The sequence below is a fragment of the Nocardia sp. NPDC004718 genome (assembly GCF_053601535.1).
The window spans coordinates 85,486-104,183 of the sequence record NZ_JBSGCA010000023.1 but is presented as its reverse complement, the minus strand read 5'-3'; the positions used below and the strand labels follow the sequence as shown (position 1 = coordinate 104,183).

Here is an 18,698-nt window from a genome sequence, read left to right as displayed (position 1 = left end):
GCCCGGGCTACGCCGGGCAGGCGGTGCCATCCGCGGGAAGTTTGCCGTCCTTCAGATAGTCGAGCACCGCCCGCTGCGCGCAGCCGGAATGCGTGGACACCGGATGCCCGAAGCCCTGCCAGGACAGCGCCGCGTGCCGAGCGCCCGCCGCGCCTATCGCGCCGGTCACCGAGGACTGACCGCCGTTACCGACCACCGGATCGGCCACCCCGCCCAGCACGAACACCGGAATACCCAGCTTTTCGGGCAGCGGAGGCGCGGTCGACACCGGCCAGGCAGCGCACTCCATCAGGCCGATGGCCGCCGCTTTGCCGAAAACCGGATACTTGCCCGCCCATGAGCCCGCGAGTTCGTTCGCCTTGGCTGGCGTCGGCGGCAGCTGTGTGTCGGTGCAGCGGTTGACGAACTGGCCGTCGCTCGCGGTGGCAGCTGCCTCCTGCCTGATCAGGTTGCTCAGCGGCCCGCGGTCGCCGCGTCCGGCCGCGGCCAGCGTGTCGGACAGTTCGGTGACCCGAGTGGCCTGGTCGGCGCGCGGGCTGCCGAGGAAGCCCGACACCGCGGTCAGCAACGCGTTCGCCGAGATGTCGCCGAGTTCGCTGCCCGCGGCACGGTTCACCAGATCGGTGACCACGGCGCGCGGATCGGCCCCGAGCGAGCAGCCGACGCCGACGCAGCGCTGCGCGAAGGCCGTCAGCGCCGCCTCGGCGCCCTGCACCGCCTGTTCGGCGCGGGTCACGGCGTCGGTGCCGACCGGTTCCGGGGAGTCGAGCACCAGCCGGGCGACGTGATCGCCGTACTTGCGGGCGTAGCTGAGCGCGACCTTCGCGCCGTTGCCCGTGCCCATTAGCGCGATGTGGTCCACCTGCCATTGCCTGCGCAACTGCTCGATGTCGTCGGCGGCGTGCGGCGCGTCGAAGGTGCCTTCGTAGGGCTGCAGGAAGTCGCGGCAGGCGATGGTGCCGTCCTGGCTCAACTTCGTCATGCGCGCCACCGGGTCGCCTGCGCCGGGACCGGACTGAGCGTTGTCGGCCAGGCCACGGCGGATCTCCGTGGGCAGGCAATCGATCGGCTGCGAGCCGCCGATGCCGCGCCGGTCCACCGCGACGATCGGGCGGGCGGCCAGCAGCGCGGAGGCGGGGCCCGCGGCCAACCCGGCCAGGGTGGCGGAGGAGGAGCGATCCGAGCCCGAGGTGAGCACCAGCGGCGGCGCGTCGGCCGGGGTCTGCGCCAGCCTGGCCCGCAACGCGGCCGCGCGGAAACTGCCCAGCACCGTGCCCGTCGAGTCGATCGGGGTGGCGTACTCGGCGCAGTCGAGCACCAACCCGGCGGGCGCGGGGCCGAGTCCGAACTGATCCAAGGTCGGCTGGGTGCACTCGCGCCAGCTGAGGTCGGTTCTGGGCAGCTCGGCCTTGGGCGGAGGAGCGGGCGCGGCGGAGGTGGTCGCGGTGCCCGCGACCGGCGGGCGCTGCACCGCGACACCGGGACGATCCGACGGTCCCGCGCCGCAACCGGCGGTCACGATCGACAGGGTGGCGGCAAGCACGGCGGCCCGAGTCCAGCGCATTGCTACAGCCTGCCAGGTTCGGCCGGTTCTTTCATCGACGGGCCCACCGGGTGAGCATGGTGCCGTCGTCGTCCAGCAACACGTGCGCGCGCGTCATGCGCACGCGGAATTCGTGCGCCGACAGCGAGATTCGCCGCGCCGCGCCGCCGACCAGCAGCGGCGCGGTGGTCAGGCACAGCTCGTCGACCACATCCGCCTCCAGCAGTTCGCCGAACAGATGCGGGCCGCCTTCGGTGAGCACCCGCAGCAGTCCGCGCTCGGCGAGCACCCGCAGCAAGCCGCTGGGCGTCACCGCGATGCCACCCGCTTCGATCACCTCGGCGCCCGCGTCCGCCAGCCGCTGCTTGCGGTCGGCGGGCGCGGTGGACGTCGTGATGATCAGCGGCGGCACCTGGGTATCGGTGAGCAGGCGCGCGCCGGGGTCGATCGCCGCGCTCGCCGTGACGACCGCGATCGGCGGCGGCGCGCCGTCGGGATGCCCGCCGATGCCGCGCTCGTGGAACGCGCGGCGGCGCGCCGGGTCGGTGCGCGCCCCGCCGTAGTTCTCCGCGCGCGCCGTGCCCGCGCCGACCACGATCACCTCCGCCAGTTCGCGCAGCAACATGAACACCGTTCGGTCGGCCGGGGTGCCCAGCCCTTCGGTCAGGTTGCCGCTGGTGGCGGCGCCGTCGATGCTGGAGACGAAATTGGCGCGGACCCAAGGCGCGTCGAGCGCGGCGGGGAAGGCGTACATCTGCGCGAGGTCGTCCGGGCCGAGTCCTGTGAGCTGGATCGCATTCTGGCTACGCTGCATGAAATCAGATCTCACCACGTCTTTAGGCTTCGTCCATGCAAGAACGCCTCGTCGATCGTCACCCGGAGGTCCCGGCCGATCAGCTCGTCGCCCAAATGGTGCCGCCGCCCATGTTCGACGAGGTGAGCTTCGCCTCCTACATTCCCGATCCGAAGGAACCGAGCCAGGCGGCCGCGGTCGGCAAGGCCGAGGAGTTCGCCGGGCAGGTCGCCAAGATCAGCAAGGCCGCGGGCAAAAAGAGCCTCTTCGGTAAGAAGAAGCAGGTCAGCGGTGCCGGCTTGTACCTGGACGGCGGATTCGGCGTCGGCAAGACCCACCTGCTGGCCTCGATCTTCCACAGCTCGCCCGCGCCCAAGTCGTTCGGTACGTTCGGCGAGCTGACCAATCTGGTCGGCGCGCTCGGCTTCGCCAATGCCCTCGAGCGGCTCTCGGGCAACAGCGTGCTGTGCATCGACGAATTCGAGCTCGACGATCCCGGCGACACGATGCTGGTCTCGCGCCTGCTGACCGAACTGTCCGCGGCCGGTGTCTCGATCGCGGCCACGTCGAACACCTTGCCGGGGCAGCTCGGTGAAGGCCGTTTCGCCGCACAGGATTTCATGCGCGAGATCAAGAAGCTGGGCGCCATCTTCGAGGCGGTACGCGTGGACGGGCCGGACTACCGCCACCGCGATCTGCCGCCCGCGCCGGAGCCCACCGCCGCCGCGGTCCTGGCCGAACGGGCGGCGAGGACACCGGGTTCCACGCTCGACGAGTTCGATGCGCTGCTGAAGCACCTCAGCACCCTGCATCCGTCGAAGTACGGCGCGCTGATCTCCGGGGTGTCGTCGGTGTTCGTCTCCGGTGTGCATCCGGTCACCGATCAGGCCGTGGCGCTGCGCATCGTGGTGCTGGCCGACCGGCTCTACGACGCGAGCGTGCCGGTGACGGTGTCCGGCGCGAAACTGGACGAAATCTTTTCCGCCGAGATGCTGGAGGGCGGCTACCGCAAGAAGTACCTGCGCGCCATCTCCCGCTTGCTCGCGCTGTCGCGGTTCGAGGTGGCGGCCTAGCGCTGCGCGCCCGGCCTCGGCGGTCGGCGAGAGAACGTGGGCAGATCCCACAGACCCGATGATTGGAGCAGCCGAATGGCCACTCGTTTCCGCGCCCCGGTCGCGATGGCGGCCGGCCTGGCGGTCGCCTTCGGGCCGGTAGCCGTCATCGCGCAGGCCGACCCGCCTGCGGCCGTCGTCGCCGATCCCTCCCTGCACCTGCAAGGGGTGCAGAACGCGCGGGACATCGGCGGGTATCGCACCACCGACGGCCGGATCGTGCGCACCGGTCTGGTGTATCGGACCGGGCAGCTGAACAACGCGACGCCGGAGGATCTGGCCGCGCTGACCGGCCGCCGCGTGCGCTCCGTGCACGACCTGCGCACGGTCTACGAGCGCGCGCTCGGTCCGGACCGGCTGCCCGCGGGCGCGACGGCGCACTGGGCCGACGTGATCGGTCAGGCTCCACCGGAGGTCATCGCCACCACGCTCACCGGAGGCGACGGCCTGTATCGCGCGTTCATCACCGCGCCCGGCGCGAACGAGGCGTTCGCTTCGGTGCTGCGCGATCTCATCGGCGCCGACGGCGCGGTGTTGTTCCACTGCACCGCGGGCAAGGACCGCACCGGCTGGACGGCGGCCGTGCTGCTCACGCTGCTCGGCGTCGATCGTGCCACGGTCACCGAGGACTATCTGCTGTCCAACCGATTCCGCAACGCGAGCGAAAAAGACCCGCTCAACGGCGTTCAGGGCGCCTGGCTCGACGCCGCCTTCGACCAGGTGGATCGAACCTACGGAAGTTTCGACGACTATGTCCGGGACGGCCTGGGACTCACCGGCGCCGATATCGCGGCCTTGCGGGACCGACTGCTGGGCTGAGCGCGGCACTCGGCCCGATACGTCCGCTTCGGCAGTTTCGGTGGCGTGCGGTGCACTACGATCCCGGCATGGCGAAGTTTGAGACATGGGACGGCCTGGAACTCAATTACCGGGTGTGGGAGGGCGAGGGCATCCCGGTCGTGCTGCAGCACGGAGTGGTCGCGGATACCAACGCGAACTGGATGAGCACCGGTGTGGTCGCCGCACTGCAGTCCGCCGGGCACACCGTGGTGTCCCTGGACGCGCGCGGTCACGGCCGTTCCGGCAAGCCGCACGACGTGGCGCGGTACTCGTGGCAGGCGATGGCGCGTGACGTACGCGCCCTCTACGACGAACTCGAATTCGAGGAGGTCGCGCAGGTCGGGTACTCGATGGGCGGGGTGATCTCGCTGATGGTGGCCGCGACCGACCGGCGGGTGCGGCGGCTGGCCGTCGGCGGCATCGGGTCGGGTGTGCTGGACTGCGGTGGTGTCGATCGCCGCGTGATCGACCTGCCGGATCTGCAGGCCGCGATGACCGGAGACGGCGCGGACGCGTCGCCGACCGCGAAGATGTTCCGGGTGCTCGCCGACGCGGTACAGGCCGACGTGCAAGCCATCCACGCGGTGGCGACGGGTCTGGACGATCGTCCCATCGAGACGCTGGCGGACATCACCGTGCCCGCGCTGGTGCTGGCGGGCGAGGACGACCCCTTCGCCGCCGAACCGGAGCGACTCGCCGACGCCCTGCCGAACGGTGAACTGGCCGTGGTGCCCGGCGATCACCTGATGGCGGTGCTGAACCCCGCGTTCCACACCGCACTCGTCGATTTCCTGCGCTGAGGCGGGATCAGAAGACCAGCCGCAGCACGTAGTCGTGATGCACCTGGGTGCCGACGGTGAACGTCCTGGTGCCGGCCTCGGTGAAACCGTGTTTGGCGTAGAAGCGCCGAGCGCGGACGTTCTCCTGGTTGACGCCCAGCCAGACGCCCGGATATCCCTCGGCGCGCGCCCAGTCCAGCGCGGCGTTCATCAGCGCGGTGGACACCCCGGTGCCGTGCCGGCCGGGCAGCACGTACATCTTGCTGATCTCCACCATCGGGTGCGGCCCGACCGGCTCGGCCACCGCAGGGTCCGCCGGGCCGCCCGTGACCACCATCGCGTAACCGACGATGTCGTCCTCCGCGACAGCCTTGAGCACGATCCGGGCCGGATCGCTCAGATATTCGCCGAACCGTTCGCCCGACAGGACCTCGCCGACGAACACCGCGATGTCGTCGGGCGTCGCCTCGGGCGGGCACGCCAGTGGAAAAGTCGCGGCGGCAACATCACTGAGCGCTTCCGCGTCCCACAGCCCGGCCCGGTCGACGATGACGGGGAGGTTGCGCATGGCTACATCAGAGCATACGGATGCTCGTCGACGGCGGCGGGCACACCTGGCCAGGCAACCCTTCCGCGGTGTCGCCCGCGCCTCTTGTCGGCGCCACCACCACGTCGATCGGCGCCGACCGGATCATGTGGGACTTCTTCCTGGCGCATTCGCCGGAAGGTCCGCTGCACCGCTGATCGCACTACCCGGTGGCAGGTCCGAGTTCGGTGGGCTGGTCCAGCGTCCGCGAACCAGGCGCGCTCGCGACCCGATCGGAGCGGAAGACGCGGGAGAGCCCGATCAGGGCCACGGCGAACAGCAGTGGGATCACGAATCCCACGCGGTGCCCGACGCTCGCCGCGACCGCGCCGACCACACCGCCGCCGAGCAGTGTCCCCGCGTAGTTGAACAGGTTGAGACGCGCGATCAGTGCGTCGAGCTCCCGTCCGGTCGCGAGTTGCCCGGCCGCGCTGAAGCACAGCGGCGCGATCACGGGCAGGCCGGCGCCCGCGACGAGGAAGCCGGCGATCGCGACCGCCGGACTCGGCGCGGCCACCACGAGAGCCAGACCGAGGACTCCCGTGCCCGCGGCGGCCCGCACCACAGGGCGCGGACCGAAACGGCGCACCAGCGAATCCCCGGCGATCCGGGAGACCAACGACGTGCCTTGATACGCGGCGAAGGCGAGCGCCGCCGTCGCCGAACCGGCGAGCAGGTCGTCGGTCAGGTACAAAGCCGACCAGTTGCCCACCGCGAGGTCGACCGCGAAGACGAACGCCATCGCGATCCCGAACCCGGCATACGCGCGCAGCGCGACGGTGGGGCCGGACGCGGCGGTCTCGATGGGACTCGTCTCCGCGTCCCGCACGCCGAGCAGTCCTCGTCCGAGCGCCCAGCCGAGCAGCAGCACGATCGCGGCGGCCGCGAGCAGCGATTCGCGCAGCGTCACCTCCAGCGCCTCGCAACCGGATACGAACAATGCCCCGGCTATCGTTCCGGCGCTCCACGCGGCGTAGAACGACGACAGGATGAACGTCCCGTAGCCGTGCTGGATGAACACGGCCTGCATGTTCGTGCTCGCGTCGACGATGCCGACCGCGATCCCGTAGCAGCCGAGTGCGGCCACCAGCAGCGGCGTGTTCGGCGCGAACGCCGCCGCCGACCCGGTGACGGCCACGAGCAGCAGCCCGATCCGCACCGCCGCGCGGCTGGACCAGCGCAGCGCCAGCCGCTCCGCGAGGACGCTGCCGCCGCCCGCCAGCAACGAGATCAGCACCACCGAGACGGCGATCACGCCGTCCGACAGCCCGAAACGCTCCTTCTGCTGCGGCAACTCGGTCAGCACGACGGCGAGGAAGAAGCCCTGTGCGCCGAACGCGAACGAGTTCGCGATCCGGGCACGCCGCAGGACGGGCGCGATCGAACTCATTGGCGCAGGGTAGCCGGACCCTGACGGCGACGCGCGCCGGGCCGGGCCGCGACGACGGGCAACGCTGATCACAGGATGGTCCGGTCGCGCGGCCTGGCCGAGATCCGTGATCGGTGTCACCATCGAAGGGCCGCAACGATACTCGCGAATCAGGGGAACCGATCGGATGAGAGAGCTGCCCGCGGATTTCTTCCGCACGCCGCATGCCTTCTACCAGCAGTTGCGCGCCGAAGGGCCGGTGCATCAGGTCCGGTTGCGCACCGGTGTGCGCGCCTGGCTGGTGGTCGACTACGACGCCGCCAAGGAGGTGCTGCGCCATCCCGACGTCCACAAGGACCCGCACGCTCCGAGGGGCGCCCAGGCGCGGCAATCGGCCGCGGGTGGCAGCGGCGTCACGGCGGTCAACCCGCGCCTGAGCCTGCATCTGCTCAATTCCGACCCGCCGCGGCACTCGCGGCTGCGCAAACTCGTCACACCGGCGTTCGCACCCGCGCGGATGGAGGCCCTCGCACCGCGGATCGTGGCGATCGCGGACGATCTGCTCGACGCGATCGATCGTTCGACGGGCGCCGGTCCGGTCGACCTTCTCGCGGAGTACGCGTTCCCGCTGCCGATCACGGTGATCTGCGAACTGCTCGGCGTGCCGGTCGAGGACCGCGCGCGTTTCCGGGAGTGGTCGGCGGCCGTGGTCGACACACCCATGTCCACGCCGGAGGGCATTCGTGCCGCGACCGACGCCATCGTCGACTACTTCGACGACCTGGTCGCCCGGCGGCGCGCGGAGGGCTTGGGTGAGGATCTGATCTCACAGCTGCTGCTCGCCACCGAGGAAGGGGACCGGCTCAGTCACGACGAGCTGATCTCCATGGCCTTCCTGATCCTGGTCGCGGGCCACGAGACCACGGTGAACCTGATCGGCAACTCCGTGCTGGAACTGCTCGCCGACCCCGGCCGCTATCTGGCCCTGCGCGACGACCCGGCGGGCGTCACACCGCTGGTGGAGGAAACGCTGCGCCACAACGGCCCGGTCAACGTGGCGACCCTGCGTTACACCACCGCGCCGGTTCACCTGGCCGGCGGCGTCATCCCGGAAGGGGAGCTGGTGCTGGTCTCGGTGGCGTCGGCCAACCGTGACGAACGGCACTTCGCCTCGCCCGCGGCGTTCGACCCGGACCGCGGCACGAACGGGCACCTGGCCTTCGGCCACGGCATCCACTACTGCCTCGGAGCGGCGCTGGCCAGGCTGGAGGCCCGCATCGCGCTGACCCGGCTGGTGCGGCGCTATCCGCAGTTGCGGCCCGCCGCCGACGACGCGGACCTGCGGTGGCGGGAGAGCATTCTGATCCGTGGGCTGCTCGAGCTTCCTGTGGTTCCGGTGGGTACGCCCGTAGTGCGCTGAAGAGCGGATTCGGTCGACCGACTTTGCTGTGCGCCGCTGGCGACGTAATCTCTCGCGCATGACAAGCGGAAGCCGCATCGGGATCGTCGGTGCGGGTATCGCAGGTCTCGCCTGCGCGAAAGTGCTGAAACAGGCGGGTTTTCCGGTCGAGGTTTTCGACCGTGCACCCGATGTCGGTGGTGTGTGGAGCGCGACCCGGCGATACCCGGGACTGCAGACGCAGAACTCCAAGGACACATATCACTTCTCCGACTTCCCCATGCCTGCCGACTACCCGCGCGTCCTCGACGGGCAGCACATGCAGGCCTATCTGGCCGCCTACGCCGAGCACTTCGGGCTGACCGAGCATCTGCGGTTGGGCACCGAGGTGGTCGCCGCCGACCCGGTGGACAGCGGCTGGTTGCTGGAGATTCGCGATGAGAGCGGAATCCATCGCGCCTCGTGCGATCACCTCGTCATCGCCAACGGCGTCTTCAGCGAACCCGCGATGCCGGAGTACCGTGGCGCCGACTGGTTCCGCGCCGCGGGCGGGCGCTTGTGCCACTCCTCGGAGTTCACCGATCTGGAGTCGGTGCGCGGCAAGTCGGTCGTCGTGGTCGGCTACGGCAAGTCCGCCTGTGACATCGCCACCGCGGTGAGCGAGGTGGCGGCGTCCACCTCGGTGGTGGCCCGGCGGCTGTTCTGGAAGATGCCGCGCAAGCTGGCGCGAGTGATCGACTACGAGCGGCTCATGCTGACCCGCTTCGGCGAGGCGCACTTCCACTACCTGCGGCCCCGCTGGATGGACCGGTTCCTGGACGGCCCCGGCGAATCGGTACGGATCAGCAACTTCGATCTGATCCAGGAACTGGTCACCAAGCACTCGCAGCTGCGTGAACTCGGTCTGGTGCCCGGCGGGCGGTTCGAGCAGATCGCCGAGAGCACCGTCAGCCTGGTGAGCGAAGGCTTCTACGAGCAGGTCGCCAACGGACGTATCACGGTGCACCGGGACACCACGATCACCGAGATGGGCGGTGGTCCGAAGGCGGCGCCCGGGATCCGGCTGTCCACCGGGCAGGTGCTGCAGGCGGACGTCGTGATCTGCGCGACCGGCTTCCAGCAGCGCGTGCCGTTCCTCACGCCGTACATCCAGCGCAGGCTGACCGATGAGCACGGCAATTTCCGCCTGCACCGTCAGATCCTCCCGTTGGAGGTCCCGAATCTGACCTTCGCCGGCTACAACTCCTCGGTGATCAGCACGCTGAACGCCGAGGTCGCCGCGCACTGGACCGCCGCGCTGCTCAACGGCAGCCTCGTCCTGCCGCCCGCCGAGAAACTCGACGAGGAGATCAACGCCCGGCTGCGCTGGATGGAGGAACGCACGCACGGTCACCACGCGCACGGCACCGCGGTCGTCCCGTTCTCCATCCAGAACATCGACGAGATGCTCGCCGACCTGAAGTTCCGCCTGCCGCTGCACACGCGCGTGGCGCAGGTGTTCCGCCGGATCAAGCCGGAGTCCTACCGGGGACTGGCCGGCCGTCGCAAGCCGGGGCCAGGGCCGGTAGCACGCCAGGCGGCGCCGATCGAGGCGGAGCTGCTTCCGTACGAGGGCGACAGCGGCCGGGTCAGCCACTAGAACATCGGGGCGGACCCGGGTAGCGCCGGTCCACTCGGTCAGCGAGTTCTCCGATTCGGTCCGGGCCGCGGGGTGGGCGACTGCGTGCGCACACTTGCATCGACTGCCGAACCGGCGGCCGTCATGCGGCAAATCGTGCCCGGGCCGTCCGATGGCCGATCGGTCTGCGGCGCTGCTTCATCGGTCGGGCGTGCTCGACGAGCACTGTCGCGCTGCCGCCCAGCCGGCTCGCGCAGGACGTATCCCCAGCTCACCGGCCAGTCGGATGCTCGCGACGGTGCCGTGCCCGCGGCGGCGGCCCGCTCGATCACGGACGGTTTCGCCTGCGACTGTCCGGTGGAACCGCTCGGTTCGGACTCGCCGCGAGTTATCGCGCGCGCAATACCGGGGGCCGTTGTTTGCGTTGGCGATAATCCAAGGGTGGAAGCGCTGGACATGAATCTCCTCGTGGCCCTCGACGCACTGCTGGACACCAACAGCGTCACCTTGGCCGCGGAGCGCCTACACACCTCGCCGCCCGCGATGAGCCGGACGCTGGCCAGATTGCGCGACGTACTGGGCGACCCGCTGCTCGTGCGTGCCGGTCGCAACCTGGTGCCGACGCCGCGCGCACTGGAATTGCGTTACGAGGTCAGCACGCTGGTCGAGCAGGGCCGCGCACTGCTGACGCCGCGCGACGACCTCGACCCGGCCGCGCTGCGCCGGACATTCTCGATACAGGCGGGCGACATGGTGCTCACCGAACTGGCCGGGCCCCTGCTGTCCGCGGTGCGCGCCCGAGCGCCGGGCGTGACGGTGCGCTTCCTGCCCGACATCGCCGAGGGCACCGGGGCGTTGCGGGATGGACGCGTCGACCTGGAGGTCGGCGTGATCGACCACACCGACCCGGAGACCACTGTGCGCAGAGTGCTCACCGACCGGGTGATCGGAGTCGCCGCCACCGACCATCCGCTGGTCACCGATCGCGTCACCGTCGCCGCGTACGCCGCCGCGCCGCACCTGAGCATTTCGCGCACCGGCCGTTCGCACGGCCCGATCGACGACCGCCTCGCCCTGCACGGCCGCACCCGGCGGGTGGTGGCCACCGTGCCCACGCTGACCAGCGCGCTGTTCGCGGTGCGCGGCAGCGACCTGGTCTGCCCCGCGCCTGCCTTGCTGAGCGCCGCCACCCTACCCGCGATCGGATTGAGCGCGTTCGAGATACCTCTGCCGTTGCCCGAAGTCGCCATCGGGATGGCGTGGCATCCGCGCAACACCGCCGACGGGGGGCATCGCTGGCTGCGCGATCTCGTCCAGCAGATCTTGTTGCGTTCGTTCGCGGTGGCGCGTCCGCCGAAGCGGCGCAGCGTCAAGGCCCTTCAGGACATCGGGGGCGGGCTGGATAGCCGGTAGTCGGCCGGTCGGCGCTGCGCGTCGGTGCGGTCGGACTGATAGCCATTCGTCGTCGACTCGCCCGGCGCCGGCCCGAAGAGGTCGGAGCGGCCCAGCGGAGCCGCCGCCGTGCGCTTGAGTTCGTCCAGCATGGCTTGCAGCTTGTCCACGTGCGTGTTCTCGACCGGGGTGCGGTCGTCGTCGCCGGCGCGGTGCGCTCCGGTGAGTCCCACGCCCGGGGTGCCGGGGGCTGTGCCGTTCTCCGAGCCGTTGTGCGTCGTGCTCGGGGCGGACGCGACGATGCTCTCGTACGCGGCGTTCTCACCGGGGGAGTACGACGCGGCGGGTTCGCGCGAGGCGGTGAACGCGTCCTGCTGTCCCGTGCTCGGGTCGCGCGGTGTCGGCGCGGTGAAAGGCGATGCGGGCTCCCGTTGGACCGGAGTGGTGAAAGCCGGCTCACGGGACGGCGGGGCGGTGAAGCTCGCCGCCGGGTCGCGGGGCGCGGTGAAGTTCTGCCCGGACGTGGCGTTCGAATCGAGCGCGGTCGGCGTGGGCTCGCGCGGCGGTGTGAAGCTGGGCTGCGCAGCGGAACTCGGTTCGACCGCCGCGTGCACCGGCTCTCGCGGCGTGCGCTGCGGCCGCGCGCCGTTCGTGGCACCGGCCGGCTCCCGGGAATCGCTCTTCTGCGCAGTGGGTTCGGCGCCGCCGTGCTGCGGCGCGCGCGCGTTCGATCGCCCCGCGGCTGCCCGGGGTAGCGGGCGTTGCGCAGTTCGCCGGTCCTCCTGCGCTGGGTCGTCACCGGATTCCAGGCGCTCCACCCTGGCATCGAGACTCGAGATGTCCTGTCCGGCACGGAAAGCCCACGCCTCGAGTTCGGCCAACCGCCCCTCGACGGTCGGTTCGCTCACCACGGTCTGCGCACCGTCGATCCGGGCCGCCACCGCGTCGAGCTTCTCGCTGACCTCTCGGAGAGCCGACGCGATACTCGCCAACATCGCGCCGACCGACTCGCCGGTCTGCTGACCGTGCTCCATCCAGTACCCACTTCCCCGTATCGGCCCAGCTCGCACTCGGCCGGACGATTCTATCCGCCCAGTTGGACATCCGCGGCTCGCGAAAGATTCGGCGGTGCACCGCCGATTCAAGACCTGATCGAAGCAGCCTAGGCCCCCGGAATCAGCCCCCTGCAGGCGGATTATGCGGCGAGCCGGTTTGTCCGGAAACGGACCGACGCATCTGATCGGTCATTATCCGCCCGAATCGCGTCCTGCGCGAGTTCACGCCCAGGGTGGCTGCGCGAAGGGCGTGCCGGTTGCCGAGGGGCCCAGGGTTGCGAGCGGCCGGGCGCGTCGTGGTATGGCGGCAACCGTCAATTCAGTGTTCCCGCAGTGGCCGATGCCGTCCCGTGGCATGATGAAAGTCCTTGTGCCGCAGAGTACAACGCTGATCTCGTCGGCAGGCCATGTGTGTGGCACACCCGAGCGCGGGGTGAACGGGGCTGGCGAGGTAGCCGAGTCTGACGCACTCTTGATCTATGGCGTAGGTCGCCGGGCCTGCGGTGGTTTGTGCAGGGGAGTGGTCGCGTGAGAACGAAGCAGCGGGCGGAGATCGCCTGCGGGCGCCGAGCGATGCTCGCCGAGTTGGGTATCGGAGAGGCTTCCGGCCGTACCCGTGGATCGAAGACCGGTTACGCCTGCGGGTGCCCGGAATGTGCCGCCGCCCAGTGGGATATGCGGCGGCTCAAATACTGGTTGTGCGGCAGGCTGCTCGCCTACGGAGCCGACGAGGCCGAAGTGGATCAGCGCATCGGGACATTGCCGGTGGACGTGTACTGGCGCAAGGGCGACCGGATATACGCGATCGAGGTGCGCAGCGGTCCGCTGGAGCGTGGACTCGCTCAGGAGCACACCGAGCGGCTGCGCGCCGAGGGTTGTACGGACGTGTTGTGGCTGTGCCCACCCGGCTACTGGGTGCCGTACCTGCACGCGCTGGGCATCGCGGACTTCGCGCCCGCCGCCTGTGATTATCGCGCGGTCACCGGCGTGCTGGACACCGAGCACGCGATGGCGGCGCCGCGGCGTGAGCCGGTCGAGCTGCGCGAGTTCATCGAGGGCTGGGTAAGCGGCGAGTATGTCTGGGGCCATCGGGACGAGAGGACAGGAGGCTGGGCGACCGTGACCGACTGGGAGTACCACACGAAGACGCAGGCCACGGTCATCGCCCGGCAGCGCCAGGAGCTGGTCAACCAGCGCACGTCGCTGGCGGTGGCCCGGAAAGCCTTGCGCGACAAGCAGAAACATTTGCTGAAGATGACCACGCGACTGGAGCGCGCGGAGCAGGCCGCGCAGGAACGGGCCGACGCGCTCGCCGCCGCCCAGCGCACGATCGCCGATCACGATCGGCTCGACAAGGCCCTGCGCAACACGATCGCCAAGCTCGAGGTGACCATCGGCCGCTGGCAGCTGATCACCATCTGCGCGATGCTGCTGATCGTCACTTTCCTGGCGGGGGCGATGGTGGTGCGCTGAGCCGGAACGGCGCGCGGTCCCACCGCCATTCGTGGCGCAGCACCAGCGCGAGGAAGTCCAGCAGTTCCAAGCCGGTCTTCGCGCGCACCTCGCGGAGCGCGGCCCAGTGCACGGGGCCGCGCTCGACGAGGTCGCGCAGCATCCGCTCACCCGCGGCGTCGAAGGGCCGGGCGCGCAGATCCGGGACGCCGATGCGGCTGCCGGTCCATACCAGCCAGCCCCAGCCGTTGGCGTGCGCGTACGCCCGAGCGGCGGCGGATTTCACGACGTTCACGTGGAAGCCCACATGGCCCAGCGGCGTGACGTCGATCAGTACCGTGCGGCCGTCGGTGAGCCGCGCGACGATGCTCGGATAGTGCACCCGCTCCGCGCCGTCGAGTTCGTAGACGACCGCCGCGGGCTGTTCGAGGAAGGTCTCGACGAGATCGCCGGCGTTGAGGATCCGCAGCAGCCTGGCCTCCAAGCCGGAGTCGAACGGCACGTCGCGACCGACCTTGTCCAGATAGAAGCGCCCCCGGCCGTCGTCGTCGCTGTCCACGGTGCGCGCGGACGAGGTCGGGATCCCGGCCGCGGCGCCTGCGCGGGGCCAGTCGACCTGCCCCAACCAGGTATTCAGCTGACTCGTGGCGCGCGGCTCGGCGTCGTGTAGTTTCGCCAGGCGCCGGTTGGTCTTCTTCTGCCATGCCGCGATGCGCTGGGTGACGAATCCGGCGATTCGCTTGGCGTCCTCGGCGGCGTGCCCGGCCAGCCGGAGTTTGAGATACGACAGCTCGGTCGCGGCGATATCGGTGTCGGTCGCGTACGTCTCCACCAGCAGCGCGCGTGTGAGTTGCCGGTCCATGGCGTCGAGGGGGTAGCGCGCGGACAGGACCGCGGCGGCGCGATGTCCGGAAAGCTGTGCCATCCGGATCATCTGCCCGACCGCTTTGGTGTGCAGTTGCCGCACCCGGTCGCGGGAAAGGTCGTAACGAGCGCCGATCCGGGCCAGTGTCTCGGGCTTCTCGCCACCGACTCCCAGCCGAGCCGTCAGCAGGTCGCCGTCCTTGGCCTTCCGGTCGGCGCGCAGCGCGATCAGCTCCCCGAGCACCTCGTTGACCTCTTCGAGTTCGAACGAGATGTCGTCGCGCAGGTCGAGTGACTCGGGATCGTCGTCATCCGGCGCCGCGCCTTGCGCGACCTCCGCACTGATCGTCACGCGACAACCCCCTGACTCGGCTCCGGCACTGTGCGCCACAGCGTATCCCCACCCACCGACACCCGGCCTGGTCCCGGCCAAGGGAGAACGCTGCCGGTAGGTACTGGATTGCTCACGGGTAGCCGACTATCTGTTCTCGAGCCGGACCGCGACGAATGGCCAGTGGAGGGTCGATCCACGCGCGGGCACAAACAAAATCAGACCCGGTAAAAACCGGGTCTGACCTCGTGAGACGGTGGTGCGCGATACTGGGATTGAACCAGTGACCTCTTCCGTGTCAGGGAAGCGCTCTCCCGCTGAGCTAATCGCGCGAGGTGGAGACGGGAATCGAACCCGTGTGCACGGCTTTGCAGGCCGTTGCCTCACCACTCGGCCACTCCACCGCGCAAAGGGGGACGGCGTAATGTTGCCTGGCCCTACCTCTCGAGCGGATGACGGGATTCGAACCCGCGACCCTCACCTTGGCAAGGTGATGCGCTACCAGCTGCGCTACATCCGCATTCTGCCTCCCCGGGGCTCGTTTCCGGCCTCCGTGGTGCGAGACAGAACATTAGCGGACGCTCGGTGAAAGGTACAAATCCGCTGGTAGAACGGCGGAAATCGAGAAAGTTGCGAGCTGTGACTCCGGTGGCGCATGTGATGGATGGGGGAGGCGAGACGCGCGGTCGTCATCTCGATGGCCGAGGCGCATCGAATCGGCCCTTGAACCTGGTTCGGTCGCGACCGGGCATGCCCGTCGGCGCGGGCCGCGCGCGGGGCGGATGCCGGTCCGCGGCGGCGACTCCCCGCCGAACCGTCCCTGTCCGGATGGCGATTTGGTGAACCGCCGGTGGCGCGTGCTAATGTTTCGTCTCGTCCGGAGGGCATCTTGAGCCGCCGGAAACCCGTCAGGTCTCATAGCTCAGCGGGAGAGCGTCCGCCTCACACGCGGAAGGTCGCTGGTTCGATCCCAGCTGGGACCACTTATTCCCCCCGATCTCCATGCTGGTCGGGGGGATTTTTTTATGTGGTCGGGCTTGCATGCCCGGTGCGGGGTGCTTCGGGCCGCCGCTGCTCGTGCTCATTATGTTGCATTGTGACCTGAGTCACATTATGGTAGCGGTTGCCGTCAGCGGGAGCGGAAACCTTTTCACGCGCTTTGCGAACTCTTTACTATCATCTCGACCGCTGCGTCACGGGTCGCGCTTCCCTCGACCGGAGGAACGGCCCGAGCTTCGCCCGCCGCTCGCTTTCGATGCCAAGAACATGTTTGACCGATGAACCGGGGCCACCCCGGCGAAGGAGAAAATATGTCCACCGACACCGATTCCGCACCACGGACCTCGCCGCACGCACATCTCGCCGGTCGTCTGACCAGCGTCGGCCGTGCCGATCTACCCGCCTCGATCGTGGTTTTCCTGGTCGCGCTTCCCCTTTCGCTCGGTGTGGCGGTGGCCTCCGGCGCTCCGGTGGCGGCAGGACTCATCGCAGCCGTCGTCGGCGGTGTGGTGGCCGGATTGCTGGGTGGTTCCGCGATCCAGGTGAGCGGGCCCACCGCGAGCCTCACCGTGGTCGTCGCCGAGAGTGTGCACCAATTCGGCTGGGCGGCAACGTGCTTCATCACCGTCGGAGCGGGTGTGCTGCAGATCCTGTTCGGGCTGAGCCGGGTCGCGCGCGCCGCGCTGGCCATAGCCCCGGTGGTCGTGCACGGCATGCTGGCGGGCATCGGCGTGGTGATCGCGCTGCAACAGGTGCACGTGCTGCTCGGGGGCAGCTCGCTGAGTTCGTCGTTCGCCGCGCTGGTGGGGTTACCGCGGCAGCTGTTGTCGGTGCGCACCGGCGACCTGTGCGTCGGCCTGGTCGTCATCGGCATCCTGGTCGCTTGGCGCTTCGCGCCACGGCGGGTGCGCGTGCTCCCCGCACCGCTCGTCGCCGTGGTCACCGCCACGCTGCTGGCGCTCGCCCTGCCCGCGCGGGTCGAGCACCTCGTGCTGAACGAGTCGTTGCCGGAGTCCCTGGGTCTGCCCGCCGTCCCCTCCGGCGGCCCGGCGGCCGTCGCCTCGACGGTGATCACGATCGCGCTCATCGCCAGCGTCGAAAGCCTGCTGTCGGCCGTCGCGGTGGACAAGATGCGGGCTGGTCACCGCACCGATTTCGACCGGGAGCTGATCGGGCAGGGATCCGCCAACGTCGTCTCCGGCCTGCTCGGCGGCCTGCCGATCGCGGCCGTCATCGTGCGCAGCATCACCAACGCGAACGCAGGCGCTCGCAGCAGGGCGGCGACCGTGCTGCACGGAGTCTGGATCCTGCTGTTCGCGGTGGCCCTGGCCGGCCTCGTGCGGCAGATCCCGACCGCCGCGCTGGCCGGACTGCTCATCTTCGTCGGCGCGCAGCTGATCAAGCTGGCGCACATCCGCCTGGCCAGGCGGGCCGGTGAAATGTACGTCTACCTGGCCACGGTGCTGGGTGTGGTGTTCCTGAATCTGTTGCAGGGCATGCTGATCGGTCTCGTGCTCGCGTTCGCGCTGTTGCTGTGGCGGGTGGTGCGCGTGCTGATCGTCGCGGCTCCCGTACCCGGCTCGCGCCGATGGGTGGTCGCTATCGACGGCACGTGCACCTTCCTGGCCTTGCCGAAGCTCACCGCGGAACTGGCGAAGGTCCCGGCCGACGCCGAGGTGACCGTCGAGATGGCCGTCGACTTCCTGGACCACGCTACGCATGAGTTCCTCACCGAATGGGCTCGCGAGCGCGAAGCGCACGGTAGCGCAGTGGAATTCGTCGAACTCGGCGGCGAAAGGATGGCAACCGCCTTGGCCGGGCCGCCCGAGCGCGGGCACTTCAGGCAGGTCGTCGACCAGGTCATCGGACCGTGGCGGCGCACGGGCGACCGGGAGGACCGCATCGCGGCGGGCATCGCCGCCTACCACCGCGGCCACGCCCACCTGCTGCGCCCGCACCTGGACAAGTTGCGCCATCGGCACGACGCCGACTCGTTCTTCCTCACCTGTGCGGACGCCAGGATCGTGCCGAACGTCATCACCAACAGCGGCCCTGGCGACCTGTTCACCGTGCGCAACGTGGGCAATCTGGTGCCTGCGCGCGGTGGGGACGTCTCGGTGGAGGCGGCGCTGATCTACGCATTGGAGCGGCTGGACGTGCGCGCGGTCGTGGTCTGCGGTCACTCCGGCTGCGGTGCCATGGAGGCGCTGCATCGCGAGGTGCGGCCCGGGGCGGGGCTCGGCGACTGGCTGGCGCACGCCAGGCCGAGCCTGGAGCGCTACCGACTGGGGCATCCGGTCGCCGCCGCGGCGGCCGTCGCGGGATTCGGCCCGGTGGATCAGCTGGGCATGGTGAACGTCGCCGTGCAGCTGGAGACGCTGCACGCGCACCCGGTCGTGCGCCGGGGGATCGAGGAGCGGGGCGTGGCGGTGTCGGGATTGTTCTTCGACCTCGCCACGGCCCGGGTGATCGAGGTCATGGCCGACGGCATCGCGGAGTTCGGCGACGAGCGGCGCGGTATCGCGGCGGAACCGGTCTGACCAGGCATTGTGCGGTGGATCATGCT

General features: G+C 69.8%; 15 protein-coding genes and 4 tRNA genes. 10 read left to right on the top strand and 9 right to left on the bottom strand.

What is annotated here, in order from left to right; all coding sequences use genetic code 11:
* Positions 1-7: 7 nt before the first annotated feature.
* Complete coding sequence (locus tag ACWEH3_RS19230) at positions 8-1,564, bottom strand: alpha/beta hydrolase (RefSeq protein ID WP_450021909.1); 1,557 nt, start codon at positions 1,562-1,564, stop codon at positions 8-10.
* Between the two features lie 31 nt (positions 1,565-1,595).
* A complete protein-coding gene (locus ACWEH3_RS19225; protein WP_450021911.1) occupies positions 1,596-2,375 on the bottom strand; it encodes a pyrimidine reductase family protein in 780 nt (259 codons plus the stop codon).
* A 17-nt stretch (positions 2,376-2,392) separates the two neighbouring features.
* On the opposite strand from ACWEH3_RS19225, the gene zapE reads away from it, so the two are divergent.
* The 3 genes from zapE to ACWEH3_RS19210 all read left to right on the top strand — a co-directional run bounded on the left by zapE (position 2,393) and on the right by ACWEH3_RS19210 (position 5,088).
* On the top strand, positions 2,393-3,409 hold the full coding sequence (zapE, locus tag ACWEH3_RS19220) for a cell division protein ZapE (protein ID WP_450021913.1): 1,017 nt from the start codon (positions 2,393-2,395) through the stop codon (positions 3,407-3,409).
* Between the two features lie 75 nt (positions 3,410-3,484).
* Positions 3,485-4,267, top strand: a complete 783-nt coding sequence (locus ACWEH3_RS19215) for a tyrosine-protein phosphatase (RefSeq protein ID WP_450021915.1) — start codon at positions 3,485-3,487, stop codon at positions 4,265-4,267.
* A 68-nt stretch (positions 4,268-4,335) separates the two neighbouring features.
* Positions 4,336-5,088, top strand: coding sequence for an alpha/beta fold hydrolase (locus ACWEH3_RS19210; protein WP_450021917.1), 753 nt, complete (start codon positions 4,336-4,338; stop codon positions 5,086-5,088).
* A 7-nt stretch (positions 5,089-5,095) separates the two neighbouring features.
* Here the strand turns inward: ACWEH3_RS19210 and ACWEH3_RS19205 are convergent, their stop codons facing one another.
* The gene (locus tag ACWEH3_RS19205; protein WP_450021918.1) at positions 5,096-5,635 is read right to left on the bottom strand and encodes a GNAT family N-acetyltransferase; all 540 of its coding nucleotides are present in this window, start codon (positions 5,633-5,635) and stop codon (positions 5,096-5,098) included.
* A gap of 20 nt (positions 5,636-5,655) precedes the next feature.
* On the opposite strand from ACWEH3_RS19205, the gene ACWEH3_RS19200 reads away from it, so the two are divergent.
* Positions 5,656-5,811: a hypothetical protein gene (locus ACWEH3_RS19200; RefSeq protein WP_450021919.1), complete on the top strand. Its 156-nt coding sequence runs from the start codon at positions 5,656-5,658 to the stop codon at positions 5,809-5,811.
* Between the two features lie 5 nt (positions 5,812-5,816).
* On the opposite strand, the gene ACWEH3_RS19195 is transcribed toward ACWEH3_RS19200, so the two are convergent.
* Positions 5,817-7,043, bottom strand: a complete 1,227-nt coding sequence (locus ACWEH3_RS19195) for an MFS transporter (RefSeq protein ID WP_450021920.1) — start codon at positions 7,041-7,043, stop codon at positions 5,817-5,819.
* Positions 7,044-7,209: 166 nt separating this feature from the next.
* On the opposite strand from ACWEH3_RS19195, the gene ACWEH3_RS19190 reads away from it, so the two are divergent.
* The 3 genes from ACWEH3_RS19190 to ACWEH3_RS19180 all read left to right on the top strand — a co-directional run bounded on the left by ACWEH3_RS19190 (position 7,210) and on the right by ACWEH3_RS19180 (position 11,452).
* The gene (locus ACWEH3_RS19190; protein ID WP_450021922.1) at positions 7,210-8,442 is read left to right on the top strand and encodes a cytochrome P450 family protein; all 1,233 of its coding nucleotides are present in this window, start codon (positions 7,210-7,212) and stop codon (positions 8,440-8,442) included.
* A gap of 58 nt (positions 8,443-8,500) precedes the next feature.
* Complete coding sequence (locus ACWEH3_RS19185; protein WP_450021924.1) at positions 8,501-10,060, top strand: flavin-containing monooxygenase; 1,560 nt, start codon at positions 8,501-8,503, stop codon at positions 10,058-10,060.
* Positions 10,061-10,489: 429 nt separating this feature from the next.
* A complete protein-coding gene (locus ACWEH3_RS19180; protein ID WP_450021988.1) occupies positions 10,490-11,452 on the top strand; it encodes a LysR family transcriptional regulator in 963 nt (320 codons plus the stop codon).
* Here the strand turns inward: ACWEH3_RS19180 and ACWEH3_RS19175 are convergent.
* Positions 11,419-12,465, bottom strand: coding sequence for a hypothetical protein (locus ACWEH3_RS19175; RefSeq protein WP_450021926.1), 1,047 nt, complete (start codon positions 12,463-12,465; stop codon positions 11,419-11,421). The genes ACWEH3_RS19180 and ACWEH3_RS19175 overlap by 34 nt on opposite strands.
* A 549-nt stretch (positions 12,466-13,014) precedes the next feature.
* On the opposite strand from ACWEH3_RS19175, the gene ACWEH3_RS19170 reads away from it, so the two are divergent.
* Positions 13,015-13,959 carry a hypothetical protein gene (locus ACWEH3_RS19170; protein ID WP_450021928.1) on the top strand — a complete coding sequence of 315 codons (945 nt, stop codon included), beginning with the start codon at positions 13,015-13,017 and terminating at the stop codon, positions 13,957-13,959.
* On the opposite strand, the gene ACWEH3_RS19165 is transcribed toward ACWEH3_RS19170, so the two are convergent.
* The 4 genes from ACWEH3_RS19165 to ACWEH3_RS19150 form a co-directional block, all read right to left on the bottom strand.
* Positions 13,925-15,154, bottom strand: coding sequence for a sigma factor-like helix-turn-helix DNA-binding protein (locus ACWEH3_RS19165; RefSeq protein WP_450021930.1), 1,230 nt, complete (start codon positions 15,152-15,154; stop codon positions 13,925-13,927). The genes ACWEH3_RS19170 and ACWEH3_RS19165 overlap by 35 nt on opposite strands.
* A gap of 236 nt (positions 15,155-15,390) precedes the next feature.
* Positions 15,391-15,465 (bottom strand) — tRNA-Val (locus ACWEH3_RS19160).
* A gap of 1 nt (position 15,466) precedes the next feature.
* Positions 15,467-15,537 (bottom strand) — tRNA-Cys (locus ACWEH3_RS19155).
* Positions 15,538-15,580: 43 nt separating this feature from the next.
* Positions 15,581-15,653: transfer RNA gene (locus ACWEH3_RS19150), tRNA-Gly, on the bottom strand.
* A gap of 391 nt (positions 15,654-16,044) precedes the next feature.
* Between ACWEH3_RS19150 and ACWEH3_RS19145 the strand changes: the two genes are divergently transcribed.
* Both ACWEH3_RS19145 and ACWEH3_RS19140 read left to right on the top strand, forming a co-directional pair.
* Positions 16,045-16,116, top strand: a tRNA-Val gene (locus tag ACWEH3_RS19145).
* A 327-nt stretch (positions 16,117-16,443) separates the two neighbouring features.
* Positions 16,444-18,672, top strand: coding sequence for a SulP family inorganic anion transporter (locus ACWEH3_RS19140; RefSeq protein ID WP_450021932.1), 2,229 nt, complete (start codon positions 16,444-16,446; stop codon positions 18,670-18,672).
* Positions 18,673-18,698: the final 26 nt, after the last annotated feature.